Origin of the sequence: Halomonas salsilacus (assembly GCF_051216275.1) — a bacterium.
Taxonomy (GTDB): domain Bacteria; phylum Pseudomonadota; class Gammaproteobacteria; order Pseudomonadales; family Halomonadaceae; genus Halomonas.
The window spans coordinates 80766-103051 of record NZ_JBPKAQ010000012.1; the positions used below are offsets into that span (position 1 = coordinate 80766).

The 22286-nt window shown below is 61.5% G+C and carries 25 protein-coding genes and 1 pseudogene; 14 read left to right on the forward strand and 12 right to left on the reverse strand.

Annotated features, from left to right (window positions below; all coding sequences use genetic code 11):
- Nucleotides 1–154: 154 nt before the first annotated feature.
- The 3 genes and pseudogenes from ACR80S_RS15590 (at nucleotide 155) to ACR80S_RS15600 (ending at nucleotide 1298) form a co-directional block, all read left to right on the forward strand.
- Nucleotides 155–280 (forward strand): hypothetical protein, encoded by a 126-nt coding sequence (locus ACR80S_RS15590; RefSeq protein ID WP_435403761.1) that lies wholly within the window; start codon nucleotides 155–157, stop codon nucleotides 278–280.
- 30 nt (nucleotides 281–310) lie between these two features.
- Nucleotides 311–577: a hypothetical protein gene (locus ACR80S_RS15595; protein ID WP_435403762.1), complete on the forward strand. Its 267-nt coding sequence runs from the start codon at nucleotides 311–313 to the stop codon at nucleotides 575–577.
- Between the two features lie 16 nt (nucleotides 578–593).
- Nucleotides 594–1298 (forward strand): annotated as a pseudogene (locus ACR80S_RS15600) (ATP-binding protein).
- A gap of 291 nt (nucleotides 1299–1589) precedes the next feature.
- Here the strand turns inward: ACR80S_RS15600 and ACR80S_RS15605 are convergent.
- A complete protein-coding gene (locus tag ACR80S_RS15605; protein ID WP_435401598.1) occupies nucleotides 1590–1865 on the reverse strand; it encodes a metal-sensing transcriptional repressor in 276 nt (91 codons plus the stop codon).
- Between the two features lie 135 nt (nucleotides 1866–2000).
- Between ACR80S_RS15605 and ACR80S_RS15610 the strand changes: the two genes are divergently transcribed.
- From ACR80S_RS15610 to ACR80S_RS15620, 3 genes are read left to right on the forward strand one after another with little or no spacing between them, the layout of a single operon-like run.
- On the forward strand, nucleotides 2001–2357 hold the full coding sequence (locus tag ACR80S_RS15610) for a hypothetical protein (RefSeq protein ID WP_435403763.1): 357 nt from the start codon (nucleotides 2001–2003) through the stop codon (nucleotides 2355–2357).
- A 52-nt stretch (nucleotides 2358–2409) separates the two neighbouring features.
- Nucleotides 2410–3150, forward strand: a complete 741-nt coding sequence (locus ACR80S_RS15615) for a HupE/UreJ family protein (protein WP_435403764.1) — start codon at nucleotides 2410–2412, stop codon at nucleotides 3148–3150.
- A gap of 15 nt (nucleotides 3151–3165) precedes the next feature.
- Entirely contained in the window at nucleotides 3166–3948 is a 783-nt protein-coding gene (locus tag ACR80S_RS15620; RefSeq protein ID WP_435401595.1) for a hypothetical protein, read from the forward strand.
- A 370-nt stretch (nucleotides 3949–4318) separates the two neighbouring features.
- On the opposite strand, the gene ACR80S_RS15625 is transcribed toward ACR80S_RS15620, so the two are convergent.
- The 3 genes from ACR80S_RS15625 to ACR80S_RS15635 all read right to left on the reverse strand — a co-directional run bounded on the left by ACR80S_RS15625 (nucleotide 4319) and on the right by ACR80S_RS15635 (nucleotide 6750).
- Entirely contained in the window at nucleotides 4319–5323 is a 1005-nt protein-coding gene (locus ACR80S_RS15625; RefSeq protein WP_435403765.1) for an AI-2E family transporter, read from the reverse strand.
- Between the two features lie 401 nt (nucleotides 5324–5724).
- On the reverse strand, nucleotides 5725–5970 hold the full coding sequence (locus tag ACR80S_RS15630) for a hypothetical protein (RefSeq protein WP_435403766.1): 246 nt from the start codon (nucleotides 5968–5970) through the stop codon (nucleotides 5725–5727).
- A 192-nt stretch (nucleotides 5971–6162) separates the two neighbouring features.
- Nucleotides 6163–6750 carry an NAD(P)H-dependent oxidoreductase gene (locus tag ACR80S_RS15635; protein WP_435401592.1) on the reverse strand — a complete coding sequence of 196 codons (588 nt, stop codon included), beginning with the start codon at nucleotides 6748–6750 and terminating at the stop codon, nucleotides 6163–6165.
- A 168-nt stretch (nucleotides 6751–6918) separates the two neighbouring features.
- On the opposite strand from ACR80S_RS15635, the gene ACR80S_RS15640 reads away from it, so the two are divergent.
- The 5 genes from ACR80S_RS15640 (at nucleotide 6919) to ACR80S_RS15660 (ending at nucleotide 11390) form a co-directional block, all read left to right on the forward strand.
- Nucleotides 6919–7404, forward strand: coding sequence for a P-loop NTPase family protein (locus ACR80S_RS15640; RefSeq protein WP_435403767.1), 486 nt, complete (start codon nucleotides 6919–6921; stop codon nucleotides 7402–7404).
- Between the two features lie 198 nt (nucleotides 7405–7602).
- Nucleotides 7603–7953: a hypothetical protein gene (locus ACR80S_RS15645; protein WP_435403768.1), complete on the forward strand. Its 351-nt coding sequence runs from the start codon at nucleotides 7603–7605 to the stop codon at nucleotides 7951–7953.
- Between the two features lie 50 nt (nucleotides 7954–8003).
- Nucleotides 8004–8843, forward strand: coding sequence for an MOSC domain-containing protein (locus ACR80S_RS15650; RefSeq protein WP_435403769.1), 840 nt, complete (start codon nucleotides 8004–8006; stop codon nucleotides 8841–8843).
- A 118-nt stretch (nucleotides 8844–8961) separates the two neighbouring features.
- A complete protein-coding gene (locus ACR80S_RS15655) occupies nucleotides 8962–9402 on the forward strand; it encodes a YtoQ family protein (protein ID WP_435403770.1) in 441 nt (146 codons plus the stop codon).
- A gap of 194 nt (nucleotides 9403–9596) precedes the next feature.
- The gene (locus tag ACR80S_RS15660; protein ID WP_435403771.1) at nucleotides 9597–11390 is read left to right on the forward strand and encodes a PHA/PHB synthase family protein; all 1794 of its coding nucleotides are present in this window, start codon (nucleotides 9597–9599) and stop codon (nucleotides 11388–11390) included.
- 146 nt (nucleotides 11391–11536) lie between these two features.
- Here the strand turns inward: ACR80S_RS15660 and ACR80S_RS15665 are convergent, their stop codons facing one another.
- The 4 genes from ACR80S_RS15665 to ACR80S_RS15680 form a co-directional block, all read right to left on the reverse strand.
- Nucleotides 11537–11977: a DUF411 domain-containing protein gene (locus ACR80S_RS15665; protein WP_435401586.1), complete on the reverse strand. Its 441-nt coding sequence runs from the start codon at nucleotides 11975–11977 to the stop codon at nucleotides 11537–11539.
- Nucleotides 11974–13107, reverse strand: coding sequence for a YncE family protein (locus ACR80S_RS15670; RefSeq protein WP_435401585.1), 1134 nt, complete (start codon nucleotides 13105–13107; stop codon nucleotides 11974–11976). The genes ACR80S_RS15665 and ACR80S_RS15670 overlap by 4 nt, the downstream gene beginning before the upstream one ends.
- Before the next feature lie 73 nt (nucleotides 13108–13180).
- Nucleotides 13181–13534 (reverse strand): DUF2946 family protein, encoded by a 354-nt coding sequence (locus tag ACR80S_RS15675; RefSeq protein WP_435401584.1) that lies wholly within the window; start codon nucleotides 13532–13534, stop codon nucleotides 13181–13183.
- A 24-nt stretch (nucleotides 13535–13558) separates the two neighbouring features.
- Entirely contained in the window at nucleotides 13559–13744 is a 186-nt protein-coding gene (locus ACR80S_RS15680) for a hypothetical protein (RefSeq protein WP_435401583.1), read from the reverse strand.
- 174 nt (nucleotides 13745–13918) lie between these two features.
- On the opposite strand from ACR80S_RS15680, the gene ACR80S_RS15685 reads away from it, so the two are divergent.
- Together ACR80S_RS15685 and ACR80S_RS15690 are read left to right on the forward strand one after the other, a co-directional pair.
- On the forward strand, nucleotides 13919–15247 hold the full coding sequence (locus ACR80S_RS15685) for an APC family permease (RefSeq protein ID WP_435401582.1): 1329 nt from the start codon (nucleotides 13919–13921) through the stop codon (nucleotides 15245–15247).
- A gap of 205 nt (nucleotides 15248–15452) precedes the next feature.
- Nucleotides 15453–16730 (forward strand): ATP-grasp domain-containing protein, encoded by a 1278-nt coding sequence (locus tag ACR80S_RS15690; protein ID WP_435403772.1) that lies wholly within the window; start codon nucleotides 15453–15455, stop codon nucleotides 16728–16730.
- Nucleotides 16731–16904: 174 nt separating this feature from the next.
- On the opposite strand, the gene ACR80S_RS15695 is transcribed toward ACR80S_RS15690, so the two are convergent.
- The 4 genes from ACR80S_RS15695 to ACR80S_RS15710 form a co-directional block, all read right to left on the reverse strand.
- Nucleotides 16905–17165 carry a DUF2933 domain-containing protein gene (locus tag ACR80S_RS15695; protein ID WP_435403773.1) on the reverse strand — a complete coding sequence of 87 codons (261 nt, stop codon included), beginning with the start codon at nucleotides 17163–17165 and terminating at the stop codon, nucleotides 16905–16907.
- Nucleotides 17162–19717 carry a heavy metal translocating P-type ATPase gene (locus ACR80S_RS15700; RefSeq protein ID WP_435403774.1) on the reverse strand — a complete coding sequence of 852 codons (2556 nt, stop codon included), beginning with the start codon at nucleotides 19715–19717 and terminating at the stop codon, nucleotides 17162–17164. Before ACR80S_RS15700 ends, ACR80S_RS15695 begins: the two co-directional genes overlap by 4 nt.
- A 76-nt stretch (nucleotides 19718–19793) precedes the next feature.
- On the reverse strand, nucleotides 19794–20420 hold the full coding sequence (locus tag ACR80S_RS15705; protein WP_435403775.1) for a Spy/CpxP family protein refolding chaperone: 627 nt from the start codon (nucleotides 20418–20420) through the stop codon (nucleotides 19794–19796).
- A gap of 127 nt (nucleotides 20421–20547) precedes the next feature.
- The gene (locus ACR80S_RS15710; RefSeq protein WP_435403776.1) at nucleotides 20548–21594 is read right to left on the reverse strand and encodes a fatty acid desaturase; all 1047 of its coding nucleotides are present in this window, start codon (nucleotides 21592–21594) and stop codon (nucleotides 20548–20550) included.
- A gap of 324 nt (nucleotides 21595–21918) precedes the next feature.
- Here ACR80S_RS15710 and ACR80S_RS15715 point away from each other — a divergent pair, with 324 nt between their 5' ends.
- The gene (locus ACR80S_RS15715; RefSeq protein WP_435403777.1) at nucleotides 21919–22260 is read left to right on the forward strand and encodes a hypothetical protein; all 342 of its coding nucleotides are present in this window, start codon (nucleotides 21919–21921) and stop codon (nucleotides 22258–22260) included.
- The last annotated feature ends 26 nt before the right edge of the window (nucleotides 22261–22286 follow it).

Consider the following 22286-nt stretch of genomic DNA (forward strand, 5'->3'; position numbering starts at 1 on the left):
AGCCTGGCGCAGGTCGCCGGCATCACTTGGCCCCTGCCGGACGGCACCGACGAGACGGCGCTGGAGGCGCGACTGTTCCCGGCCAAGACGCCGCCGGTGCGCTTCTCGGCGCCGGACTTCTTCACAGGTCCACCGGGCGCTCAAGCGCAAGGGCGTGACCCTGCAGCTGCTTTGGGCCGAGTACGTGGAGGCCCACGGCGACAAGGCGCACCGCTGCAGCCAGTTCTGCCATCATTACCGGGCCCATCGCGACTGGTCGCCGGGACGCTTATTGGAATGAGCGAAAGACATCGGCGTCGCCACGCGGGAAATGATCCAACGGCAGCTACAGGCCCGCCCTCATCCTGAGCAAGGCTACCGCGCCTGCCTGGGCCTGCTGCAGCTCAGCCGGCGCTACGCCAAGGATCGCCTGGAGCAGGCCTGTGCCCATGCTCTGGCGATCCCCGCCATCCGCTACGCCAGCGTGGCTTCGAGCCTCAAGCAGAGACTGGATCGGCAGCCGCTGGTGCGACTGACCGAGACGCCTGACGACCTGCCGCCCCACACCAACGTGCGCGGTGCCGAGTACTACCACTGACGGGAGGAGACGACCCATGATGACCCAGCCCCTGCTCGACACCCTGCGCCATCTGAAGCTGACCGGCATGCATGACGCCCTGACCCATTAGCTCACCTAGCCGGATACCTACGACCTGCCGTTCGAGGACCGCCTGGGCATGCTGCTCGACCGCGAGGTCCTGCACCGCGACAACCGACGCCTCGATCGGCTGCTGAAGGCCGCCAAGCTGCGGGTGACGGCCTGCGTCGAGGACATCGACTACCGCCACCCCCGCGGCCTGGAGAGGGGCCGCATGGCCCCGCTGGCGACCGGCGAGTGGATCGGACAAGCGCTCAACCTGTGTATCACCTGCCCTACCGGGTGCGGCAAGACCTGGCTGGCCTGCGCGCCGCGCTTGTTCGAGCAGCTGCACATTGCCCAGGGAGACGGCTCTTACGCTCGCCTGATGGGCCAGCTACAGAAGACGGACCTGCTGATCCTCGACGACTGGGGGATGCAGAAGATGACCGCACCACAACGGCAGGACTTGATGGAGGTGATTGAGGACCGATACGGCCCGGGCTCGACGCTGATCGCCAGCCAGCTGCCCATCGAGCACTGGCATGACTACATTGGAGCGGCGACGGTGGCCGACGCCATCCTGGACCGGATGCTGCACAGCGACCATCGCCTGACACTCGAAGGAGAATCGATGCGAAAGAACGCCGCCTCACCGGCGGCAGCAGTTGACCCATCGTGACCGGTCAGCTTACAAAACCAGAGCCAGCGAGAGAGCGGTGAGCAAATCGGTCACGCTTATCGGAATGACCGATCACGTTCGCCGGAATACGCAACCCGCTCGAGGACCTTGGGTAGCGATAAGGCCACCAGCATGGAGTCTCCGCCGGCCGCGGCAAACGCCATGGCAACCGTGGTCAGACCGGTGCCAACGAGCGCAATGACCTGGACCAGAAACAGGTGTCGCTAGATGCGGTGGGCTATCACGTCGAGCATGAGACCTGCTCGAAGGATCGTGGCGTCTGTGTGGGGCCTACAGGTAGCGAGCGATGGTCTTGAATTCCCCGACCCGGGCACGCTGCTCCTCGCTCTGAGGGCCAAGGGCTTCTTCCAGGCAGTAGTCGATGTGGTCCTGCACCAGGGTCCGCTTGGCCTGCTGAATGGCCTTCTCCACGGCGTGAAGCTGTTGAGCGATGTCCAGGCACGAGCGACCGTCCTCGATCATCTGGGTCACGCTCTGCAGGTGCCCTCGAGCACGACTCAGGCGGTTGATGATGTCAGGGTGGGACTGGTGGGTATGCGTTGTCATCTTCAGTTCCTTTATTTTATTCCTATCCCCCGGGATGGGATGATAAGCTCTCGCCGGTACTGTGCCAATGACCCGAGTCAGGGAAAAGGGCCGCACGTGTCCTTTACCTTTACTGCCCTCCTGGTGTGATTTCCAATGCTCAACCGGCTTCGCCATCGCCTCGGCTACCTGATCTTGCTTGTGCTGATCATGCCCGGTCTGGTCCTGACCAGTGCAGGGGAAGCACTCGCCCATGGATCGGTGATCTCCGACGGCATTGAGGCCGCTCACCAGGAGACTGTGCGGGATGGTCATGGCCACCAGCACGGGGACGGTCGCCACCTTCACCACGAGACTGGCAGCCACTTCCACGAAAAAGCGGATCGTCTGGGGACGGGTATTGTCGTCGAGCCAGGGTTCCGTGACACCCCGCGCTTAGCTGAGCAGGGCGGTGTTCCGCTGCGGCGTGCCTACCGCCTGGAGCGCCCTCCACGGCCGGTTATCGAAGGATGACTGGGGCCGTCCGCCGGACGGCCGATTCCAATGACAGACCCGTGGAGGTTTCATGTTTCCATCCCGAATGGGGGGTGTGTTAGGCCTGCCTGCTATGGCTATGGCCCGACGCCACGCCCTGGCCCTTATCACACTGCTGGTGATGCTCCTGGGAGCCAGTGGTGATGCCCTTGCCCACGCCGTTGCCGAAGGCGACAAGGGGTATATCCAGGAGATCTATGGCGTTCACCTGATCGCGTTCGTCTATCTCGGTGCCAAGCACATGGTGACGGGGTACGACCACATCCTGTTTCTGCTGGGGGTGATCTTCTTCCTCTATCGGATGCAGCACATCGCCATCTACGTCAGCCTCTTCGCCATTGGTCACTCCACGACCATGTTGCTGGGGGTGTACTTCAACATCGGCATCAACAGCTACCTCATCGATGCCATCATCGGGCTCTCCGTCGTTTACAAGGCGCTGGACAACATCGGCGCCTACCAGCGCTGGTTCGGTGTTCAGCCTGATACCAAGGCGGCGACGCTGATCTTTGGCCTGTTTCACGGCTTCGGGTTGTCGAGCAAGATCATCGAGTACGAGATCTCGCCTGACGGGCTGGTCCCCAACCTGCTGGCGTTCAACGTCGGAGTAGAGCTCGGCCAGCTGCTGGCTCTAAGTGCCATCCTCATCGTCATGGGGTTCTGGCGACGCACCGCCGGTTTTCTGCGCCACGCCTACACCGCCAATGTCGCCATGATGTGCGCTGGTTTCATGCTGGTCGGTTACCAGCTCACCGGCTATTTCATCGCCTGATTCAGGGAGTTCCCGATGTACAACACCGATCTACCCACCCGTGCCGAGCTTCCCTCTACCAGGAAGCTGATCCGCTCGACCCTGGTGGCCGCCGTCGTGGCCGCCGCCCTGTTGGTCACCGTGGTGCTGCCGTCCGAGTACGCCATCGACCCCACCGGCGCAGGACGCCTCATGGGGCTTACCCAGATGGGGGAAATCAAGATCCAGCTGGCCGAGGAGGCCGAGTTCGATCGGGCCAATGACGAGGCCGCCGCTCGGCAGGCGTCGCCACCCGTCGCGCCTCAGGAAGCCCAGGACCCGATGGATAGCCAGGCTACGGCCGGCACCACCTCCGAGCAGCCGACGGCCTCTTCTGACGGTGAGTCGACCCGGGTGGTTACCACTGCACCTGTTCAGGTGATGGAGCATAGCGAAGTCAACCAGGCACTAGCCGATGCCTCGTCTCCCCAGGAGGCCCCTTCCCAGGCGTTGGAGGAGACGACTACCTGGCGTGATGAGGTGAGCTTCACCCTGACACCGGGCGAGGGCACCGAGTACAAGCTGACGATGGAGGAGGGTGCCGTGGCGACGTTCGCTTGGACATCCGATGGGGGACCGTTGAATTTTGACACCCACGGTGACGGCAATGGCAACTCCATCAGCTACGAGAAGGGACGCGGCGTGCCCGAGGACGAAGGTGAGCTGGAAGCGGCCTTCACTGGCAACCACGGCTGGTTCTTCCGCAACCGTAATGATAACGATGTGACCGTGGAGTTGCGTATCGATGGTAACTACGGGGAGCTAAAACGCATGCTGTGACCCAAGCAGGACGTGCATTGCCCCGGCCCGGTGGCCGGGGTGATGCGTCTTCCAGCCGGCAACCAGAGCGCCAAGACCGCTGCCCTGCTGAAGTGGCGTCCCTACCTCTATCCTGTACCCCCCTGATTCACCAGATATCCACCTCTTGGCTTCGCCGTCAACATGAAATCATCATGTAAAGAAAACCAAGGTTGTATTGTGGTGAGAGCGCCATGTTGACATTACAGAATAGGGCGTATCAGCCCAATGCAGATGGTGATGCCAGCGATTAGGTCCGCTCTTGGCCGATTGTTGACCTTTAGACTGTGCTGATGGGGATATTGAGAATGTTGACGGCCCAAAGTGGTGTGGCCCAATCAGTCAGCGGTGCCTACGTCACTTTATCTCCCAACGTATGCTCCACCCAGAGCTTTTGTACCGTGACCATCGCCACGATTGCGAGCGGTGCGGCGAGAATTAGCCCAGCCGCCCCGAAGATGAGGCCGAGGAGTACTTGCACGGTGATCAGGAGAGCTGGCGCGAGTTCGACTGCCTTATGTTGGATCATAGGCACCAAGACGTTTCCCTCAATGTTTTGAATCAAGATGTAACCCACCAGCACGATTAACCCTGTCTGCATCCCCTCGGTAAATCCCACCGCCACGATTGGCACTGCCGCAATAAGTGGACCGATGAAAGGGATGAAGGTAAGCAGTGCCGTCAAGACCCCGAGCGCAAACCAGAGGTCGATGCCGAGCAGGAAGAGCCCGAGCCCAACCGTGACCCCGAGGAGCGCCATTGACACGAGTTGCCCCAGAAACCACCAGCGCAGCGCATGGGCGAGCGAGGAAAGTGTGTCTTCAACCAGGACCCGACTGGCCGGTGGCACGAGGCGCACCGTTCCCCGCCGATAGAGCGCCGGTTTCGCTGCGAGAAAAAGCGTGAGGATGACAAGGATGATGAGGCTCGTTAAGGCGCCAACTGCCGTCATTACATGCCCCGCTATTTCGCCCACGGCTTTGGCAAGGCCGTCGTCCTCGTCGTTCATCTCCTCCACCATGGTCATTCCGCCGTGCTGCGCGAGCCAGGCCTGCACTCGTTCCCCTAAATCGATCACTTTCTCGCCGATTTCCCGGAACTGCTGCACGAGGCTTGCCATCGTAAGCCCCAAGGAACCGACTATGATCGCTGCGATGCCGATCGCGACCCCTACGAGCGCCCACCCCCGAGAGAAAGGTAGCCTCCCCGCGATCGCCCGAGCGAGCCCGTCGAGACCGACCGCAAGCAGAACGGCCGCAAACACGAGAAGGAGTACTTCCCCGAGGAGATAACCGATCAACAGAAGCCCCGCCGTCAGTAGTATCGTGTCGGTTCTGATCAAGCGTTTTGATTCCATGCGTCCCCCTCTTCACTGGCGCCTCTACTCGAGATACAACAACGAGTAGAGGCGCAACGGCGATCGAGAATTCGAAAATAGCGCCAAAATTTCAGTAACTTAACTTAGTGGTCTCGATTAATATTCTTTAAGTCCCTGAGTCCATTCAACAAACTAGTGTGATGCAAGGCATGGGTCGGTGCGCTTTCGCACATATCGCACATATAGAGAACAGCCAATATGGATAGCCATAATGATGTCGCTGTGATGGGATGGTTATTCGACGGTACATTTGAATTCGGTCTGATCGAATAGGCGCTCGTCTGGGTTGCCAATCAGCTGGAACACCGCAATGAAGTTGACCTCGTTCCGGTAGCCAAGGGTGACTGATCGGACGAACACCGAGCATGCTTTCAACTCCGTCACCCTTCGCCGTTCTTTCTAGCGATATAGAAGCCATAGCCGAAATACGGGCTATACCGCTCGTACAGGTCGATCTCTTGTCGATAGTCCTGGACGATGGCTCGGGCGGCTGCGCTGTTTTCATGAGCACGAAGGAAAGTCGGGAAGTGTTGCTGGAGCGGGCGGTAATAGGCCTCGAGCCAGCAGTGCCGGGGGAGCACGAAGTAGCCCAGCGGAGTGTAGCCGCGGTGTTCCAGCGAGGCCATCTTGGCGTCGGCGGTCTCGCAACCCGGCGCGCTCGATGGCAAGGCGGGTGTCGGCCTGGCCACCGGGTCCCTGGCGTTCGGTGTCGCGGTGCAAGTCGGCCAATAGCGCCAGTTCGTTCATGACAGTCTCGCTCGTCAGGTGGCGTTGCTGTCATCGCGGCCAATCGCGGGTTATCGGCGCGTCAAGCAGTCTCATTTGGCTTCGGCCCCGAGCTCATGCAACTTGCGAAACCACGCGTTGCGTTTCTGTTCGCTCATGGTTTCCACGCTGCCGATCAGCGTCTCGCGCACCGGAGACAGCCCGACGAAGCCGAGGATGTTGCGTTCCAGCGATTTGACGCTGTGAGCCCGGTAGAGATGGCGGTAGATCACCGCCGGCATGCCCATGGTCACCACTACCCGAGCCGAGCGTCCGGTCAGCCCCTTTCTGCCTAGCGGGTTGCCCTCCACGTACTCGAAGGCGAAGCCGGGTCGCAGCGCCTGCTCCAGGAACCCCTTGACCAGGGCCGGCATGTCGCCGAGCCAGAGCGGGAAGAACAGCACCAGGTGCTGGCACCAGCCGATGGCCTCCTGCGCCGCCGTCAGCGAAGCGGGCAGTGGTGTCGTTTTCCACTCCTTCTGACTGCGCAGCAGTGGGAACTCCAGGGAGGCGAGGTCGATCAGGCGCACCTCATGGCCGTGGGCATATGCACCCTCACAGTAGTGATCGGCCAGGGCATTGCAGAGGTGCGCTTCGCTGGCGTCGGGGTGGCCCTGCAGGATCAGGATTCGCTGGCTCATGGCGGTGGATCTCGCGTCAAGCAGAGGAGTAGGTGGTGTTCAGTCCAGAGGCAAGAGAGACGGTCAGGCTTGGTCGATATCACGCGCTTGTCAAGCTGCGCCTACACTTCGTCACAGGATGGCCGTGTGTTTTCCCGATGCCTGATATACCGAGAAGGGAGCAGCCGTGTGAAGATGATACTTCTTGGGAATGCGGGATCTGGCAAGAGCACTCTTTCCAGGATAGTGATTGCCAAGCAGTCGCCGGCTCGCTTGTCGCTGGATGAGGTGGCGTTTCTGGCCGGGTCGGAGAGGCGCCGCCTTGAAGATAGCCTCTCTGAAGTGATGCGCTTTATTTCCGATAACGAGAGTTGGATAATCGAAGGCTGTTACTCGGATATTATCGAGCCAATCCTGCCAGAGTGTGAGGAGCTCATCTTTCTCAACCCCGGGGTAGAGACATGTATTGCGCACTGCCGTGCGCGGCCATGGGAGCCAGAGAAGTTCGGCTCGAAAGAGGAGCAGGATGACAACCTGAACCACTTGATCGAGTGGGTGAGCACCTATGAGACCCGCTCAGATGAGTATGGTCTTCGTAGACACCGGGCACTCTACGAGTCGTTCAATGGGAAGAAACGCGAACTCAACTATCCAGGCGAGTATGAGTTCACATAGCGATGAACACTCGTTGGCGGTCGCTGTCCTCCTCACTGAACGGCTGCCGCTGGCCGAAACCGACCCCTGAGCCCCCTGTAGCAAGCCCTGTTGCAAGCAATGACACACCACCGCGGCGCGCCGGATGAGGCCGCTGGGGATGGCAACCGCGCGAGTTCTGGGTACAATCCCGCGATGACTGAAGTAGACGGAGACACGATGGAAACGGAACTGAACGAGTTCGAGCGGCAGATGCGCCGCGATATCAACACTTTCATGGACAAGGCTCAGGACACCAAGCGAAAGGCGGCGACTTCGCCCCCGGAATGGCCCAGGGAAGCTGTCGACGAAGCCAAGCCCAAGGCGCCGCGCAGCAAGGCGGCCGGCTCGCCGAAGACCGGCCACCTGGTGAAGCTGGCGGTGCGCACCAAGCCGCTCGAGCTGGATACCGTCTTCGAGCACGTCTCCTCCAGCATCTCCAGGATCGAGGCGCAGTTCGAGGCCGAGAAGGCCGCCCGCAAGGCCGGCTATCCCATCATCGGCCATGTGATCGAGACCACGCGACTGTAATGCCTACCCGCCTGGGCTAGGCTTTGGGGGTTTCCCGTCAGGAGCCGCCCGTGAGGATCACCCAACTCAATATCTACCCGGTCAAATCGCTGGGCGGCATCCCCCTGGATGAGGCAAGGCTGACCGCCGAGGGCCTGGCCTGGGATCGCCGTTGGATGGTGATCGACGATGTTGGCCGCTTCGTCACCCAGCGTCAGCTGCCGGCCATGGCCGGGGTCCGTACCCACCTTGAAGATAATGCGCTGGTGCTGAGCCATCCGAAGGCCGGGCCGCTGCGCGTGCCGCTGGCCGCTCAGGGCCGGGAGCGGCTCTCGGTCTACGTCTGGGAGGATCGCTGCGATGCCCTGGACGAGGGTGCCGAAGTGCGGGATTGGCTGGGCCGGGTGCTGGGCGACCTGCGCGGCAGCGGCCTGCGGCTGGTGCGCTTCGAGCCTGATCACCAGCGCCGGGTCGAGCCGCACTTCCTCGCGTCCGGCGAGCAGGCCCATACCGGCTTCGCCGACGGTTACCCCTTTCTGGTCACCTCCACGGCCTCCCTGGCCGAGGTGAATCGTCGCCTGGTCGCCAAGGGGCTCGAGCCGGTGCCCATGAGCCGCTTTCGGCCCAATCTGGTGATCGAGGGTGCCGAGCCGTTCGCCGAGGATGGCTGGCGCGAGCTTGCCGCCGCCGACGGTCGTTGGCGGCTGGGGCTGCGCAAGCCCTGCCAGCGTTGCGGGATCACTGCCGTGGACCAGCAGAGCGGTGAGATCCATGTGCCCGGCGAGCCGTTGCGCACCCTGGTGGAGATGAACAGGCGCCTTGCCCCCGGAGGCTACTTCGGCCAGAACGCCATCCTGCTGGCGGGGGAGGAGACGACTCTCGCCGTCAGCGACGACCTGGCAGCCGTCTGATCCATCCTCGCTGAGAGGGTGGTCGCCGACGGCAGTTTTTTTTGGAAATGTTTTCCATGAAATGTCCGCTGGGCTATGATGTGGGGCCAAATTTTCCATCCCCCATCAGGAGCCTGCCATGAGTTTTCACGTCTATCTTTCCGGCGAGATTCACACCGACTGGCGCGATGAGATTCACCGCGGCGCCGAGGCCGCCGGTCTGGACGTGGTGTTCACCGCGCCGGTGACCGACCACGCCGCCAGTGACGCCGCTGGCGATCACCTGGGCGAGACGTCCAGCCCGTTCTGGCGCGACCACCAGTCCTCCAAGGTCAACGCCATCCGCACCCGCACCCTGATCGAGCAGAGCGACCTGGTAGTGGTGCGGTTCGGCGACCAGTACAAGCAGTGGAATGCCGCCTTCGATGCCGGCTACTGCGCCGCCTTGGGCAAACCCTACCTGACCCTGCATGCGAAAGAGATCGTCCACCCGCTCAAGGAAGTCGACGCCGAGTCCATGGCCTGGTGCACCACCACCGACCAGGTGGTCGAGACCCTGCGCTACGTGCTCAAGGCCTGATGCGCCAACTGCTGATGGCCCTCGTCGGGCTTATCCCGTTGCCCCTGGCGGCTGATACGTTACCAAGCGCTGGGTGAACCGGGCGCCAAGTCGGCTTGGTGCGCCGCAACATATGCTAGGCTGATAATCGATAACATGAGGTTTCGCAGCGTGCCGCGATACCGTCATCTGTCCAGCATCAGGAGGTCCGCCCCATGTCCAAGCGCCAGCCGACGAGTCCTCGCTTTCCCGAGACAGGGCTGCCTGCCTGGGCTGAGCGCCCCAATCCCGGCGACTACTCGGCACATGCGATTGATCACGCTTTCAAGGCCTACCTGGCCCGGCTGACGGGGGGCATTACCCCGGCCGGACTGGCCAGCGTCTACGTCGAGTGGCTGCTGCACCTCTCGCTGTCGCCCGGCAAGCAGCTGGAGCTCGGTGAGAAGGCCGTCCGCAAGATGACACGCCTGGGGCGCTACGCGCAGCGCCTCGCCAGCGATCCCGGCGCCACTCCCTGCATCGAGCCCATGGAGCAGGACCGCCGCTTTCGCGACCCGGCCTGGCAGCAGTGGCCCTACAACCTGATCCATCAATCGTTCCTGCTTACCCAGCAGTGGTGGCACAACGCCACCACGGAAGTGGATGGCTTGTCGCCGTATCGCGAACAGGTGATCAACTTCGTCACTCGCCAACTGCTGGATCACTGGTCGCCCTCCAACGTCCCCTGGCTGAACCCGGAGATCACCGCAGCCACGCTGACGAGCGGTGGTCAGAACCTGGTGGCGGGGTGGCAGAACCTCCTCGAGGACCGGGATCGCCTGATGTCGGGCAAGCTGCCGGTGGGCGCCGAGGTCTTCAGAATCGGCGAGAATCTCGCTGTGACCCCCGGCAAGGTGGTCTACCGCAACCGGCTGATAGAGCTGATTCAGTACGCCCCCACCACCGCGCAGGTTATCGCCGAGCCGGTGCTGATCGTGCCGGCCTGGATCATGAAGTACTACATTCTTGACCTCACGCCGGGCCAGTCGCTGGTCGAGTATCTGGTGGACCAGGGCTATACGGTGTTCATGATCTCCTGGCGAAACCCTGGCAGCGAGGATAGCGAGCTGGGCATGGAGGATTACCGCCGCCTCGGCCCCATGGCGGCGCTGGAGGTGGTGACCGACATCACCGGAGCGTCGCAGGTGCACGGCGTCGGATACTGCCTGGGAGGCACTCTGCTCTCCATCACCGCTGCGGCCTTGGCCCGCGATGGCGACGAGCGGCTCGCGACGATCACCACTCTGGCCACCCAGGTCGACTTCACCGAGGCCGGCGAACTGACGCTGTTCATCAGCGAGAGTCAGGTCGCTTACCTGGAAAGCATGATGAGGGATCAGGGCTATCTCGACGGCTACCAGATGGCTGGTGCCTTCCAGATACTGCGCTCCAACGACCTGGTCTGGTCGCGCATGGTGCATGAGTACATGCTCGGCGAGCGGCGTCCCATGAACGAGCTGATGGCCTGGAATGCCGACATCACCCGGATGCCCTTCCGGATGCACTCCGAGTATCTGCGGCGGCTGTTTCTCGACAACGACCTGGCCAGCGGCCGCTATCAGGTGAACGAGCGGCCGGTAGCCATCCAGGACATTCGCGCACCGATCTTCACGGTGGGCACCACCCGGGACCATGTGGCGCCCTGGCGGTCGGCCTACAAGATCCACCTGCTGACGGATGCCGACGAGGTGACCTTCCTGCTCACCAATGGCGGCCACAATGCCGGGATCATCAGCGAGCCAGGCCACCCGCACCGCTGCTTCCGACAACGCACCCAGCGTCAAGGCGAGCGCTACCTGGACCCGGATGCCTGGCTGCAGAACACGCCGGAGCAGCAGGGCTCCTGGTGGCCGGCCTGGCAGGAGTGGCTGGCGGCTCACTCCAGCGGCAAGGTGACGCCACCGGGGCTCGGCAGCGAGCGCTACACGCCCCTGGAAGACGCACCCGGCAGCTACGTGCGCCAGCCCTGAGGCGAGAACGCCTGTGGCACTGCCGAACCTTTTCTACCCGGCTGTGAGAGTGCTGCCCCGATGCCCGGCGCGATCAACCCCTGCTACGCTGAGTAACGAAGCGCCCCGGTTATTACCGGGGCGCTTCGTCTTGTGGCGTCGCTAGATCACAGCGTCATGAAGGGCGTGGCCTCGCCGTCGCGGAACTGGTAGACGTCCCAGTCGCCCTGCTTGGGCCCCGGCATGCCGGGGGTGCCGATGGGCATGCCGGCGAGACCGATGCCGCGGGTGTCCGGGCGCTCCTCGAAGAGCTTCTCCACCGCCGCAAAGGGAACGTGCCCCTCGATGGCGTAGCCGCTCATCTGAATTGTGTGGCAAGAGCCGAGGCCATAGGGCAGACCGACGCGCTGCTTGATCTTGCCCACCTCGATATCGTCGACGAGCTTCACCGTGACCCCGCGGGCCTCGAGCTGGCGAGCGTACTCGTCACAGCAGCCGCACTGGGGGTTCTTGTACATGGTCGCCTCGTCGGGCAGGGCGGCCTGGGCGGTGCCGGCACCGAGCAGCAGGGCGGCGGAGAGCATGAGAGTGGAGCCGAAACGGTTCATGAGCGTGCCTCCGGAAGGTCACGGGACGTACCAACCCAGGTCACGCCGTTGGGACCCTGGCCGGTGTCATGGCGGCTGATGACGGCGCCCGCTTCCAGATCGATGACCGAGAGGCTGTCGTCATACAGGCTGGTGATGAAGGCGAAGCGGCCGGTGTCGTCGACGCTGATGCCGTGGGCGCCGGCGCCGACCTCGTAGGTGGCCACCACCGCCAGGCTGTCAAGGGCGATCACCGAGACCCGGTTGTCGGGCTCGGCTTCGCTGCCCTCGTTGGCGACCAGCATGAAACGGCCATCCGCGGTGGCGTGTACCTGGATCGGCAGCCTGCCCACCTCGACACGCTCGATGACCTCGCGGCTGGCGGTGTCGATGACGGCCACGCGGTTCTCGTCGCGCAGCGAGACGAAGACCCGGGCGCCATCGGGGGTGAAGCCCACCTGGACGGGGGCCTGGCCCACCGGCAGGCGAGCAACTTCCTCGCGTGCCGCGACGTCGATCACCGAGACGCTGCCGTCCAGCACGTTGGCCACGTAGAGCTCCTGGCCGTCGGGGCTCAGGCGCAGGCCATGGGGATACTCGCCGGTGGCGATGGTGGTCACGCTTTCCCTGGCCTCCAGATCGACGACCGAGACGCTGTCGTCCCCGGCATTGGTGACGAAGGCGAACCGGCCTTCGAGGTCGCTGATCACATGGGCCGGGTGGCTGCCCACCTCGATGCTGGCCACGAGAGCGCCGGCTGGATCATCGGCCGGGTAGAGCCTGAGCTCGCCGGGAGCATCACCGTGGGCATGGCCCCCGCCGTGGCCATGGCCGTCGTCGTCGGATGCCGGGTCGCCCACGGCCATCAGGTAGCGGCCGGAGGCGCTGACCTGGACGTTGTGGGGTGCAATGCCGATGGATTGGGTCGTGGTCTCGCCGCTCGTCAAGTTGATGCGAGTGAGGGAAGCGCCACGCTCGTTGGCGGTGACGACGTCGCCCGCGGGAAGGGTGGCGGCAAAGACGGGCGTGGTGGAGAGGGCCAGCCCGGCGGCCACTAGCCAGCCGAGGAGCCGAGGCTTCACTTTGCGAGGAAGAGGGGAAGGAAGGGGTGCCTGGCGCGCCATGGCGGCCGATGAGACATGGGTAGTCATGATGAACTCCTGATGAACGTAACGTTTGACGCGAGGGGTATCGCGGTCCGACGGCGTTGCCGTCTGCGTTCGATCAGGTTCTGGGAGGGCGCTTGGGAGGCAGCGGGATCTGCGGGGAGACGGCCATGGCCAGTGAGGAGGCCTGGCGCTGTGGGCCCACCACGGGCAGTCGTGACTGGCCCATGGCGGTGGTACAGGTGACGCAGGATGAGGCCTCATGGTCGGCGCTGTGACCGTTACCTGAATGGCCTTCACCGGAATGGCCGTCATCCGACATCCATTCGGCAGCGATACCGCAATTGACCTGATGGCTCTCCATGGCGCCGTGGCTCGACAGCGTGACCATCGCCAACAGCAGCGCGAGCAGGAGGGTCAGCAGGCGACCTCCTGTGCGTTGTGAGGGTGATGTACGAGTGAGACGGTGCATGAAGAACTCCCTTCTGTCAGGCCTTCAGCTTGCCTGCCGGTGACCGGGGTTGCATTGATCCAGGGCAACTCTCCTTGCGAATTTCATGGTGAGGGTCGCGGTGCATTGCTGCTGGTCGATGGCGGCGATGAAGTTGGCCTTGATCTCCTCGATACCGTAGAGGCGCTCGAGGGGCTTGTGCAGAAGGCCGGCGGAGTGATTCGGGCCCATGCCGGGGGCCGTCAGGACATGGTTAATGTCTGTTGACCATTGGGCAACCCATAGGTGCTATTCTTTAAAATGATCTTCAGTTCATGCTCCAGGCGAAACCATGTATCGCACGGTAGTTTGGTACAAGAATTTTGAGGAAGTTCCTATTTTATCAAAATAGGAAAGAGGAAGTCTATGGATAGAATGCCAGAATATAAACAGAATAGCCTCTCCCTGATCGGTGCGATTGCTTTAGGGACCGGGGTCATGATTGGCGCTGGCATTTTTGCCTTGACAGGTCAGATGGCCGAAATGACGGGGGCGCTTTTCCCTCTGGCGTTCTTGTCAGCGGCACTCATCGTATCCTTCAGTGCCTACTCCTATGTGAAGATGTCCAATGCCTATCCGTCAGCAGGCGGAATTGGCATGTACCTCCATAAGGCGTATGGACCGACACTTCCTACCGCTTTTCATGCACTTTTGATGTACTTTTCGATGGTGATCGCGCAAAGCTTTCTGGCGAGAACATTTGGATCCTACACTCTTGAACTTTTCGATGTGGATAATAGGTCGCTACTCGTCCCGCTATTAGGAGTCGCTGTAATAATTTGTGCATTTTTTATTAATCTTTCTGCTAATAAACTGATTCAGGGTGTTGCATCAGTACTCGGATTCATAAAAATTGGTGGGATTATTTTGTTTGGGGTCGTCGGTGTCATATTCGCAGATTCCATCGGTGTGGAGGCCTCAGCGTCGGGTCCTGAGGGGTCTATTACAGGCTTTTTGGGGGCGACTGCATTGGGAATTCTGGCATTCAAGGGATTTACGACGATTACCAACAGTGGTTCAGAGATACAAGATCCCCATCGCAATGTAGGCAGGGCGATCATGATATCGATCGGTCTTTGCGTAGTAATCTATGCATTAGTGGGGTTTTCGGTTGCGAGTAACTTGTCCCTGACGGAAATCATCGAAACTAGAGACTATTCACTTGCGGCGGCTGCGCGGCCAGCTTTTGGAGAGGCCGCCGTTTGGTTCACGGTCATTCTTGCCATGTTAGCCACTGCGGGTGGGATCATTGCCAGTATATTTGCTGTCTCACGCATGTTGGCAATGTTGACGGAAATGAAGCTAGTGCCGCATCGGCACTTTCATATGCCAGGCAGTATTCAAAAGCATACCCTGGTTTATACGGTGGTGCTTGGCTTGATCTTGACGGCATTCTTTGACCTTAGTCGAATCGCTGCGCTTGGCATTATTTTTTACTTGATCATGGATATTGCTGTTCATTGGGGGGTGTTGCGTCATCTGCGCAGAGAAGTCGGTGCCAACCCAATCGTGCTGATTATTGCGATACTTCTTGATGCCGTCGTGCTGGCAGGCTTCCTTTGGGTGAAAGTGACGACAGATCCCCTGGTGCTGATTGTGGCATCGATTGTCATGGCGGCTATCTTGGTGGGCGAACGTTTCTTTCTGTCTCGTAAAGTCGCATCAGATCACAGTGACAACATGCATTCCCATTGAGTTCAGGTAGCAACACGAAGCAATGCGTCTCGTTCGTCAGATCGGGAGGATGAATGATCTCTAATTTTGTCAGGTTATATATACTAGGGTCCGTGAAACCAAAGCCCCTAATGATTGGAATGCGTTTCAGGGTAAAAGCATGTTATCCAGGTAAGGCAGCGTGTGCAGTTGATTTAGCTAATTTAAAGGATTCAGAGGATAGCTCTTGCAAAAAACCGGCGATTTCCCAGAAAAGACACAAGCAGAACGACTGAACCAACACTGTGCCTGCGTTACTCTTGATCGACGAGCAATCACCCGGGCTCTCGCCGACCAGTTGGGTGATGACGCCGACGATATGCTGAGCAATCCACGCTGGCATCAACTCTTCTCAAATGTCGCCGTTTTTGTTCCCCCTCAGGACCTGGATCAAATGAGGGCCATTGTACAAGCTCTGGAGGTCGCTGCCGCGCTCCCCGCCTATCGGCGACGGGTATTGTCCTGGGCCCCGCAAAGTGCACGGTACAACCCCGGCCCCATGGGTGCCTTCATGGGCTACGATTTCCATCTTGGCAAACAGGGGCCTCGCCTCATCGAAATCAATACCAATGCCGGAGGCGCGTTCCTCAATGCCATGCTGGCACGGGCCCAATTGCAGTGTTGCGGTGACGCCACGAGTGCGGCCGGGTCCAGCGACTTCGATGCTGCGGTGACAGCCCAGTTCGAGAGTGAATGGCGCGCTCAGCGAGGCAGTGGACGCCCGCAAAGGATAGCGATCGTCGATGATCAGCCTACCGAGCAATACCTCTATCCTGAATTCAGGCTGGCGCAGCAGTCATTACGAAGTCATGGTATCGATGCCCTCATACTCTCGCCTGCTGACCTTCGGGATGAGTCAGGAGCGCTATACAATGGCAGTAAGCGAATCGACCTGGTTTATAATCGCCTGGTGGACTTCGGGCTTGAAGCACCCGAACACGCCGCCTTGCGGTCTGCCTGGCTGGACGGGGGTGCAGTCATAACCCCCAATCCCCATGTCCATGCACTGTTCGCGGACAAACGTAACCTGGCTGTGTTGTCAGATCACGAGACCCTTTCGGCTTGGGGCTTGAGTCCTGAAAAAGCCGAATTGCTTCACTCTGGTATTCCACGCACTGTACAGGTTACCGCTGATAACGCAGATGCTCTCTGGCAACAGCGACGAGATTGGTTCTTCAAACCTGTGGCAGGTTATGGGAGTAAGGGCGTGTATCGGGGCAGCAAACTCACCAAAAATACGTTTTCCCGCATTCTGGAAAGCGACTATATCGCTCAGGCCTATGTGCCTCCCTCTGAGCGCTTGGTTCTGGTCGATGGTCAGCGTGAAATGCTCAAGGTCGACGTGCGTCTGTATACCTACCGCGGAGCTCTGCTCCTGGCCGCTGCGAGGCTCTACCGGGGACAGACTACCAATTTTCGTACGCCAGGCGGCGGTTTCGCGCCTGTACTCCTCATGGAAGATTAACTATCAACATTGTGATCTAAGAAAATGCTGCCGAAATTCGCCACAGCTGCCGGATCGCCACCGTCGGCATAGAGTCTGCTCTTCCTGATTTCGCCTGATAAGGTGCCAGTACGGCATCGGTGTTACGTGCTGGCATCGATGCCGTACTGGCACCTTTTTAGCTTTTAGTCTTTCTTATTCATCCTGGTCACGTTGATGATGTCCGAGATGACGGTGCATCAGGAGGTGCATCCCAAGACAGAGTGCCAGGGGCAGCACCAGCCAGGCTCCGCTACTCAGCGATTGGCCGCGCCACATGAGAAGCAGCACGGCACCTCCCATCAATACAAGGCAGACGGTCATCATCCATTTATGGAGAGCCCCGGCATGGGAATACGGCTCGTTTTGCGATTCAGCCTCTCCTGAGAGGCGCTTGGTGGAATGTGGCTGTGTCATGAAAGGTCCCCTTTGGCTGGTGCTTGGGCCGATTCGACTGGAGTGGTTGGCTCTCGGCGGGGTTGCTCGCGGGCATAACGCCGCTTGAGCAGCAGCGAGTTGCCGATCACCGAGAGCGAGCTGGTGGTCATGGCGATGACGCCGATCATCGGGTGCAGCAGGCCGACGGCGGCGATGGGAATGGCCGCCACGTTATAGGCGCTGGCCCAGATCAGGTTCTGGACAATCTTGGCGAAGGTGGCGCGGGAGAGTTGCATGGCGTCTACCACTCCGGTCAGTTCGCCGCGCACGAGAGTCACATCGGCGGCCTCGATGGCCACGTCGGCCCCCGCGCCGATGGCGATGCCCACGTTGGCCTGCTTCAGCGCCGCGGCGTCGTTGATGCCGTCGCCGACCATGGCCACGTGATTGCCATGTTTCTCCTGCAGCGCGCGGATGGCATCGACCTTGCCCTCCGGCAGCACGCCGGCCTGGACCTCGTCGATACCGACTTCCTCGGCCACGGCCCGCGCGGCGCGTTCGTTGTCGCCGGTGATCATGACCACGTGCAGGCCAAGGTCATGCATGCCGCGGATGGCCTCGATCGACTCCTGCTTGAGGGTGTCGGCCACGGCCACCAGGCCCAGGGCCTGGCCGTCGGCGGCGACAATCACCACGGTGCGCCCCTTGCCCTCGAGCTTGCCCATGGCGTCATCCAGGGCCTCGAGGCCGGTCACGCCTTCCTCTTCCAGCAAGCGGCGATTGCCGATCAGCACGGTTTCGTCGCCCACCCTGCCAGAGACGCCGCGGGCGCCGGTCGAGTGGAACTCGCGGACGTCCTGGAGCTCGATGTCACGTTCTCGGGCACCCTCGACGATGGCCCTGGCGATGGGGTGCTCCGAGGCGTTTTCCACGCTCGCCGCCAGGGTCAGCAGACGCGTCTCCTCGATGCCGTCGGCGGCGACGGCATCGGTGAGTCTGGGCTCACCGCGCGTAATGGTGCCGGTCTTGTCGAGGACAATCACCTTGACGTCCTTGAAGGTCTGGATCGCCTCGCCGGAGCGAATCAGGATGCCGCGCTCGGCACCGATGCCGGAACCGACCATCAGTGCCGTGGGGGTGGCCAGACCCAGGGCGCAGGGGCAGGCGATGACCAGAACGGCCACCGCGGCGAGTATTGCCAGCACTGGCGTGGCGGCCTCGGGATTCACCCAGGGCAGGAAGGTGGCGCCCCAGTCGAGGATCGGGCGCATGACGTCGGGAAGGAGCAGCCAGACAATCAGGCTGGCGAGCGATATCAACAGCACCACCGGCACGAAGCGACCGGTCATGCGGTCGGCGAACTCCTGGATCGGCACCCGGGAGCCCTGGGCCTGGTCGATCAGGCGCACCACCTGGGCAAGGAAGGTATCGCCGCCGACGCGGGTCGCCTTGACCCGCAGGCGTCCCTCCTTGTTGATGGTGGCACCGATCACGCTGTCGCCGGTGCTCTTGTAGACCGGGATCGACTCGCCGGTGGCGATGGACTCGTCGAGATGGCTCTCGCCCTCCATCACCTCGCCGTCGGTGGGGATCTTGTCGCCGGGGCGCACGATCATGATGTCGCCCGGTGCCAGCTCCTTCACCGGCACCTCGACCTCCTCGCCGTCGCGCTCCACCCTCGCCGTCTTGGCGCCCAGGGTCATCAGGCGGCGGATGGCCTGGGAGGCGCGCCCCTTGGCCAAGGCCTCGAGATAACGGCCCAGCAGGTGGAAGGTCATGATGGTGGCGGCCATCTCGATGAACGAGGTCATGGGATAGACGAAGCCGATCAACCCGATCAGGTAGGGCGGCAGGCTGCCCATGGTGATCAGCACATCCATGTTGAAGGTGCCGTTCTTCAGCGAGCGCCAGGTTGACTTGTGAGTGGCGATACCGCCTTGGAGGAACACCACAGGGAAGGCCAGCACGGCGACGATCGCCAGATACCCAGGGATCGCCACCCAGAACATATGCACCATCATGAGAATCATGATGAGTGTAGTGGGGACCGCGGCGATGATCAGCCGCTTGCGGGCCTGGGAAAGATAGGCCTCCTCGATCTCGGCGTCGTTGTCGCCGTCATCCGCCTCGTCGGCCTGCACCGCGGCGACGTCATAGCCGGCCCCTTCCACGGCGCTCTTGAGGGCGTCACCCTCGGGGCCGTCCGTGGTGATGTTAACCAGTACGCGGTGGCTGGCGATATTGGTGTCGATGGATTCGATACCCTCGAGCCGCTCCAGGGTACTGCGGATGATCCCGGCGCAGTGGTCACTGCCCATGCCGGGTACCGTCAGGCGGACCTGGCGCTTGTTGGACGCACCACCGCTGACGGCGGCCACGTCGTAGCCGGCGCCCTCGACGGCTTTCTTCAGGGTGTCGCCGTCGGGTCCGCCTGCCTCGATGGTCACACGGACATGGTGGTTGGCGATATTGGTCTGGATCTCACCGACGCCATCCTGGCGTTCCAGGGTCTTGCGCACAATGCCGGCGCAGTGATCACTACCCATGCCGGGTACCGTCAGGGTGATGGTGTTAGGGGTGGAATTCTTCATCCTGTGCCTCCTGCCGGGCGCCCCGAGTGGACGGCCTCGGTGGACCGTCCTGTTGCCTACTCAGTAAGATCCCCGGTCAGTGATGGGCGTCATGGTCGTCGGGATCGGCGTCACTCTGCGGTGTGGCCTGCTGAAGTTGCTGACGCTGCTGACGCTGTTCGTCGGTCATCAGGTCCTGCATGGCGTTACGCATGCGCACCCTCTCGGCCATCATCTCGCCCTGTAGCTCGGCTATCCGGCCGTGCATTGCCTGGACCTCCTCTGGATCGGGGCGCTCGCCTTGCATCTCCGCCATCAGGTCATCGCGCAGATTCATCAGGCGACCCATGCGCTCGAACTGGGCGGGGCGGTGCTCCTGCATCAGCTCGCGCATCTCGGCACGCTGCTCCGGCTCGAGCATCTCCTGCATCATGCCCATGTCTTCGCCGCTCATCATCGGGCAGGGCATCATGCCGCCATCCATCATGCCCTTCATCATGCCGGGGCCCATGCCGCCCTGACCGCCGCCCATCATCCCCCTCATCATGCCGGAGCCCATGCCGCCCTGGCCGCCGCCCATCATGTTGCCCATGCCTTCACCCATCATGCCGCTTCCTTGACCGGGCTGACTGTCCGGCATGCTCTGAGCGAGGGCGACACCGGTGCCACTGGCACCGATGGCCAGGGCGAGTCCGAGGGCGAGCGCGTGTTTACGAATGTTCATGATCGTTCTCCTTGTGGCGATGGAGCCCGTTCGGGGCTTCTGCTCGAAGTATTGACCTATGTGTTACACATAGGTCAAGGTCATGCCACTACTATCATCGAGGCCAGAATCCTGAAGAGCATGCCAATCAGCGAGCCCTGTCGTTGGCCGCCGTCTCTGTGTGTGCCTCGGCAAAGGAGACCAGTCGACGCTGCTCCTCGTCCCATAGCCCAAGCCGCACCGACTCGAGGCTTTGTCGCAGGGTGAGGCGGCCGATGTTCCGGAGTTCGGGATGGTCGCGCAGTACTTCGGGCAGCCGGTAGAATGGGATGCGGCTGCAGAGATGATGGACGTGGTGTATCCCGATATTGGCAGTGAACCAGCGCAGAGGGGCCGGCAAGTCGTAATGGGAGCTGCCGTGCAGCGCCGCCTCGTGGAATGTCCAGTCAGTGTCGTGTTCCCACAGGGTGTCCTCGAACTGGTGCTGGACATAGAACAGCCAGACACCGAACGATGAGGCGAGAAGCGTGATAGGCAGTTGCACCAGCAGGAAGGGAATAACACCGACCAGCCAGATCATGGTGACGACGAGCAGGACGATCGCCGCATTGGTGCCAACGGTGCTCAGCCAGGGCATCCAGCCTGCACGCATGAAACCCACTGGCAGGCGATGTTCCAGCAGAAACAGGTAGGTTGGGCCTAGACCAAAGAGCACCAGCGGGTGTCGGTAGAGGCGATATTGGAGCTGCTTTCTTCGCGGCAAGTCTCGGAACTCGCGAACGGTCAGCATTGCGATGCCGCCGAGCCGCGGGCGATCGAGGTTGCCGGAGCTCGCATGATGGAGGGCATGGCTGTGTCGCCAAAGATCATAGGGGGTCAGGGTCAATACGCCGATGGCTCGGCCGACCCAGTCATTGGCACCTCGAGAAGGGAAAAATGATCCATGGCTGCAGTCGTGCTGGATCATGAACAAGCGCACGAGCAGGCCCGCGGCGGGTACGGCCAGCAACAGGCCAAGCCAGTAGCCTGCGCTCAGGGTGCCCCACATCAGTAGCCAGAGGGAGGCGAAGGGGATCACCGTGACCACGAGTTCCACGACACTGCGCGCGAGGCTTGGGGTGCGGTACTCACCCAGTGCGCGCTTGAGTGCCCGTGGCTCGGCGGTGATATCGATATCTGGCGCTTGAAGACCCATGTGCAGGCTCCTGTCTGTGCCCTGCACGCTTTACTGCGGTCTTCCGACCCGGCGGGACGCGTGCCTGGGTGTGTTGGGGTAAGGCGCTTCGATCCCCTCCCGCTTCGACAATGGATCTGCATACTCTCACGTTGAATCCTGATCCGTGGCGAGGCCACCGTCTGTTGGATGCCGTACACACTTCGGCAAGATCGTTGGTGCGAGCAGTTCTTGCCGCTCATGACAGGGCGCCGTTGGAGGGTTTTGGCCCCTGGGGGCGGTAAGCGAGTTGCTGGCCCCTGAACGCCGTGAAATACTGCGTCGGTCTATCCTTTGCTCTGGTAATTGAATCTGATCAATCTCCGTCTTCTTGTCCCATGGCTGCTGTGCTTGTCGTTGGCATTTGCCATCTCGCTCGCACCGGTGGCGGCTGATGATCACCCGCGCGACGTCAGCTGTCCCATCCAGGCCGAGCTCTCCATCGAGATGCTGGACTTCGGTAGCGTGCTGGATCAGGCGCAGGTCGAAGATGGCAGTAACGGCTGCGTGATATCCTGCGTGAACCTTGCGGATTGCGCCTCGTCCGGCAGCACCTTGCCCCCCCTTTCCTCCGCAGTGTTAGTTGTGGCGGCCACAGCCTGGATGTCCACCTCGCCTGAGCGTCTCGAACGCCCCCCACGTGTTTGACTCGTTGCTGACTGGCGGCTCGTCGC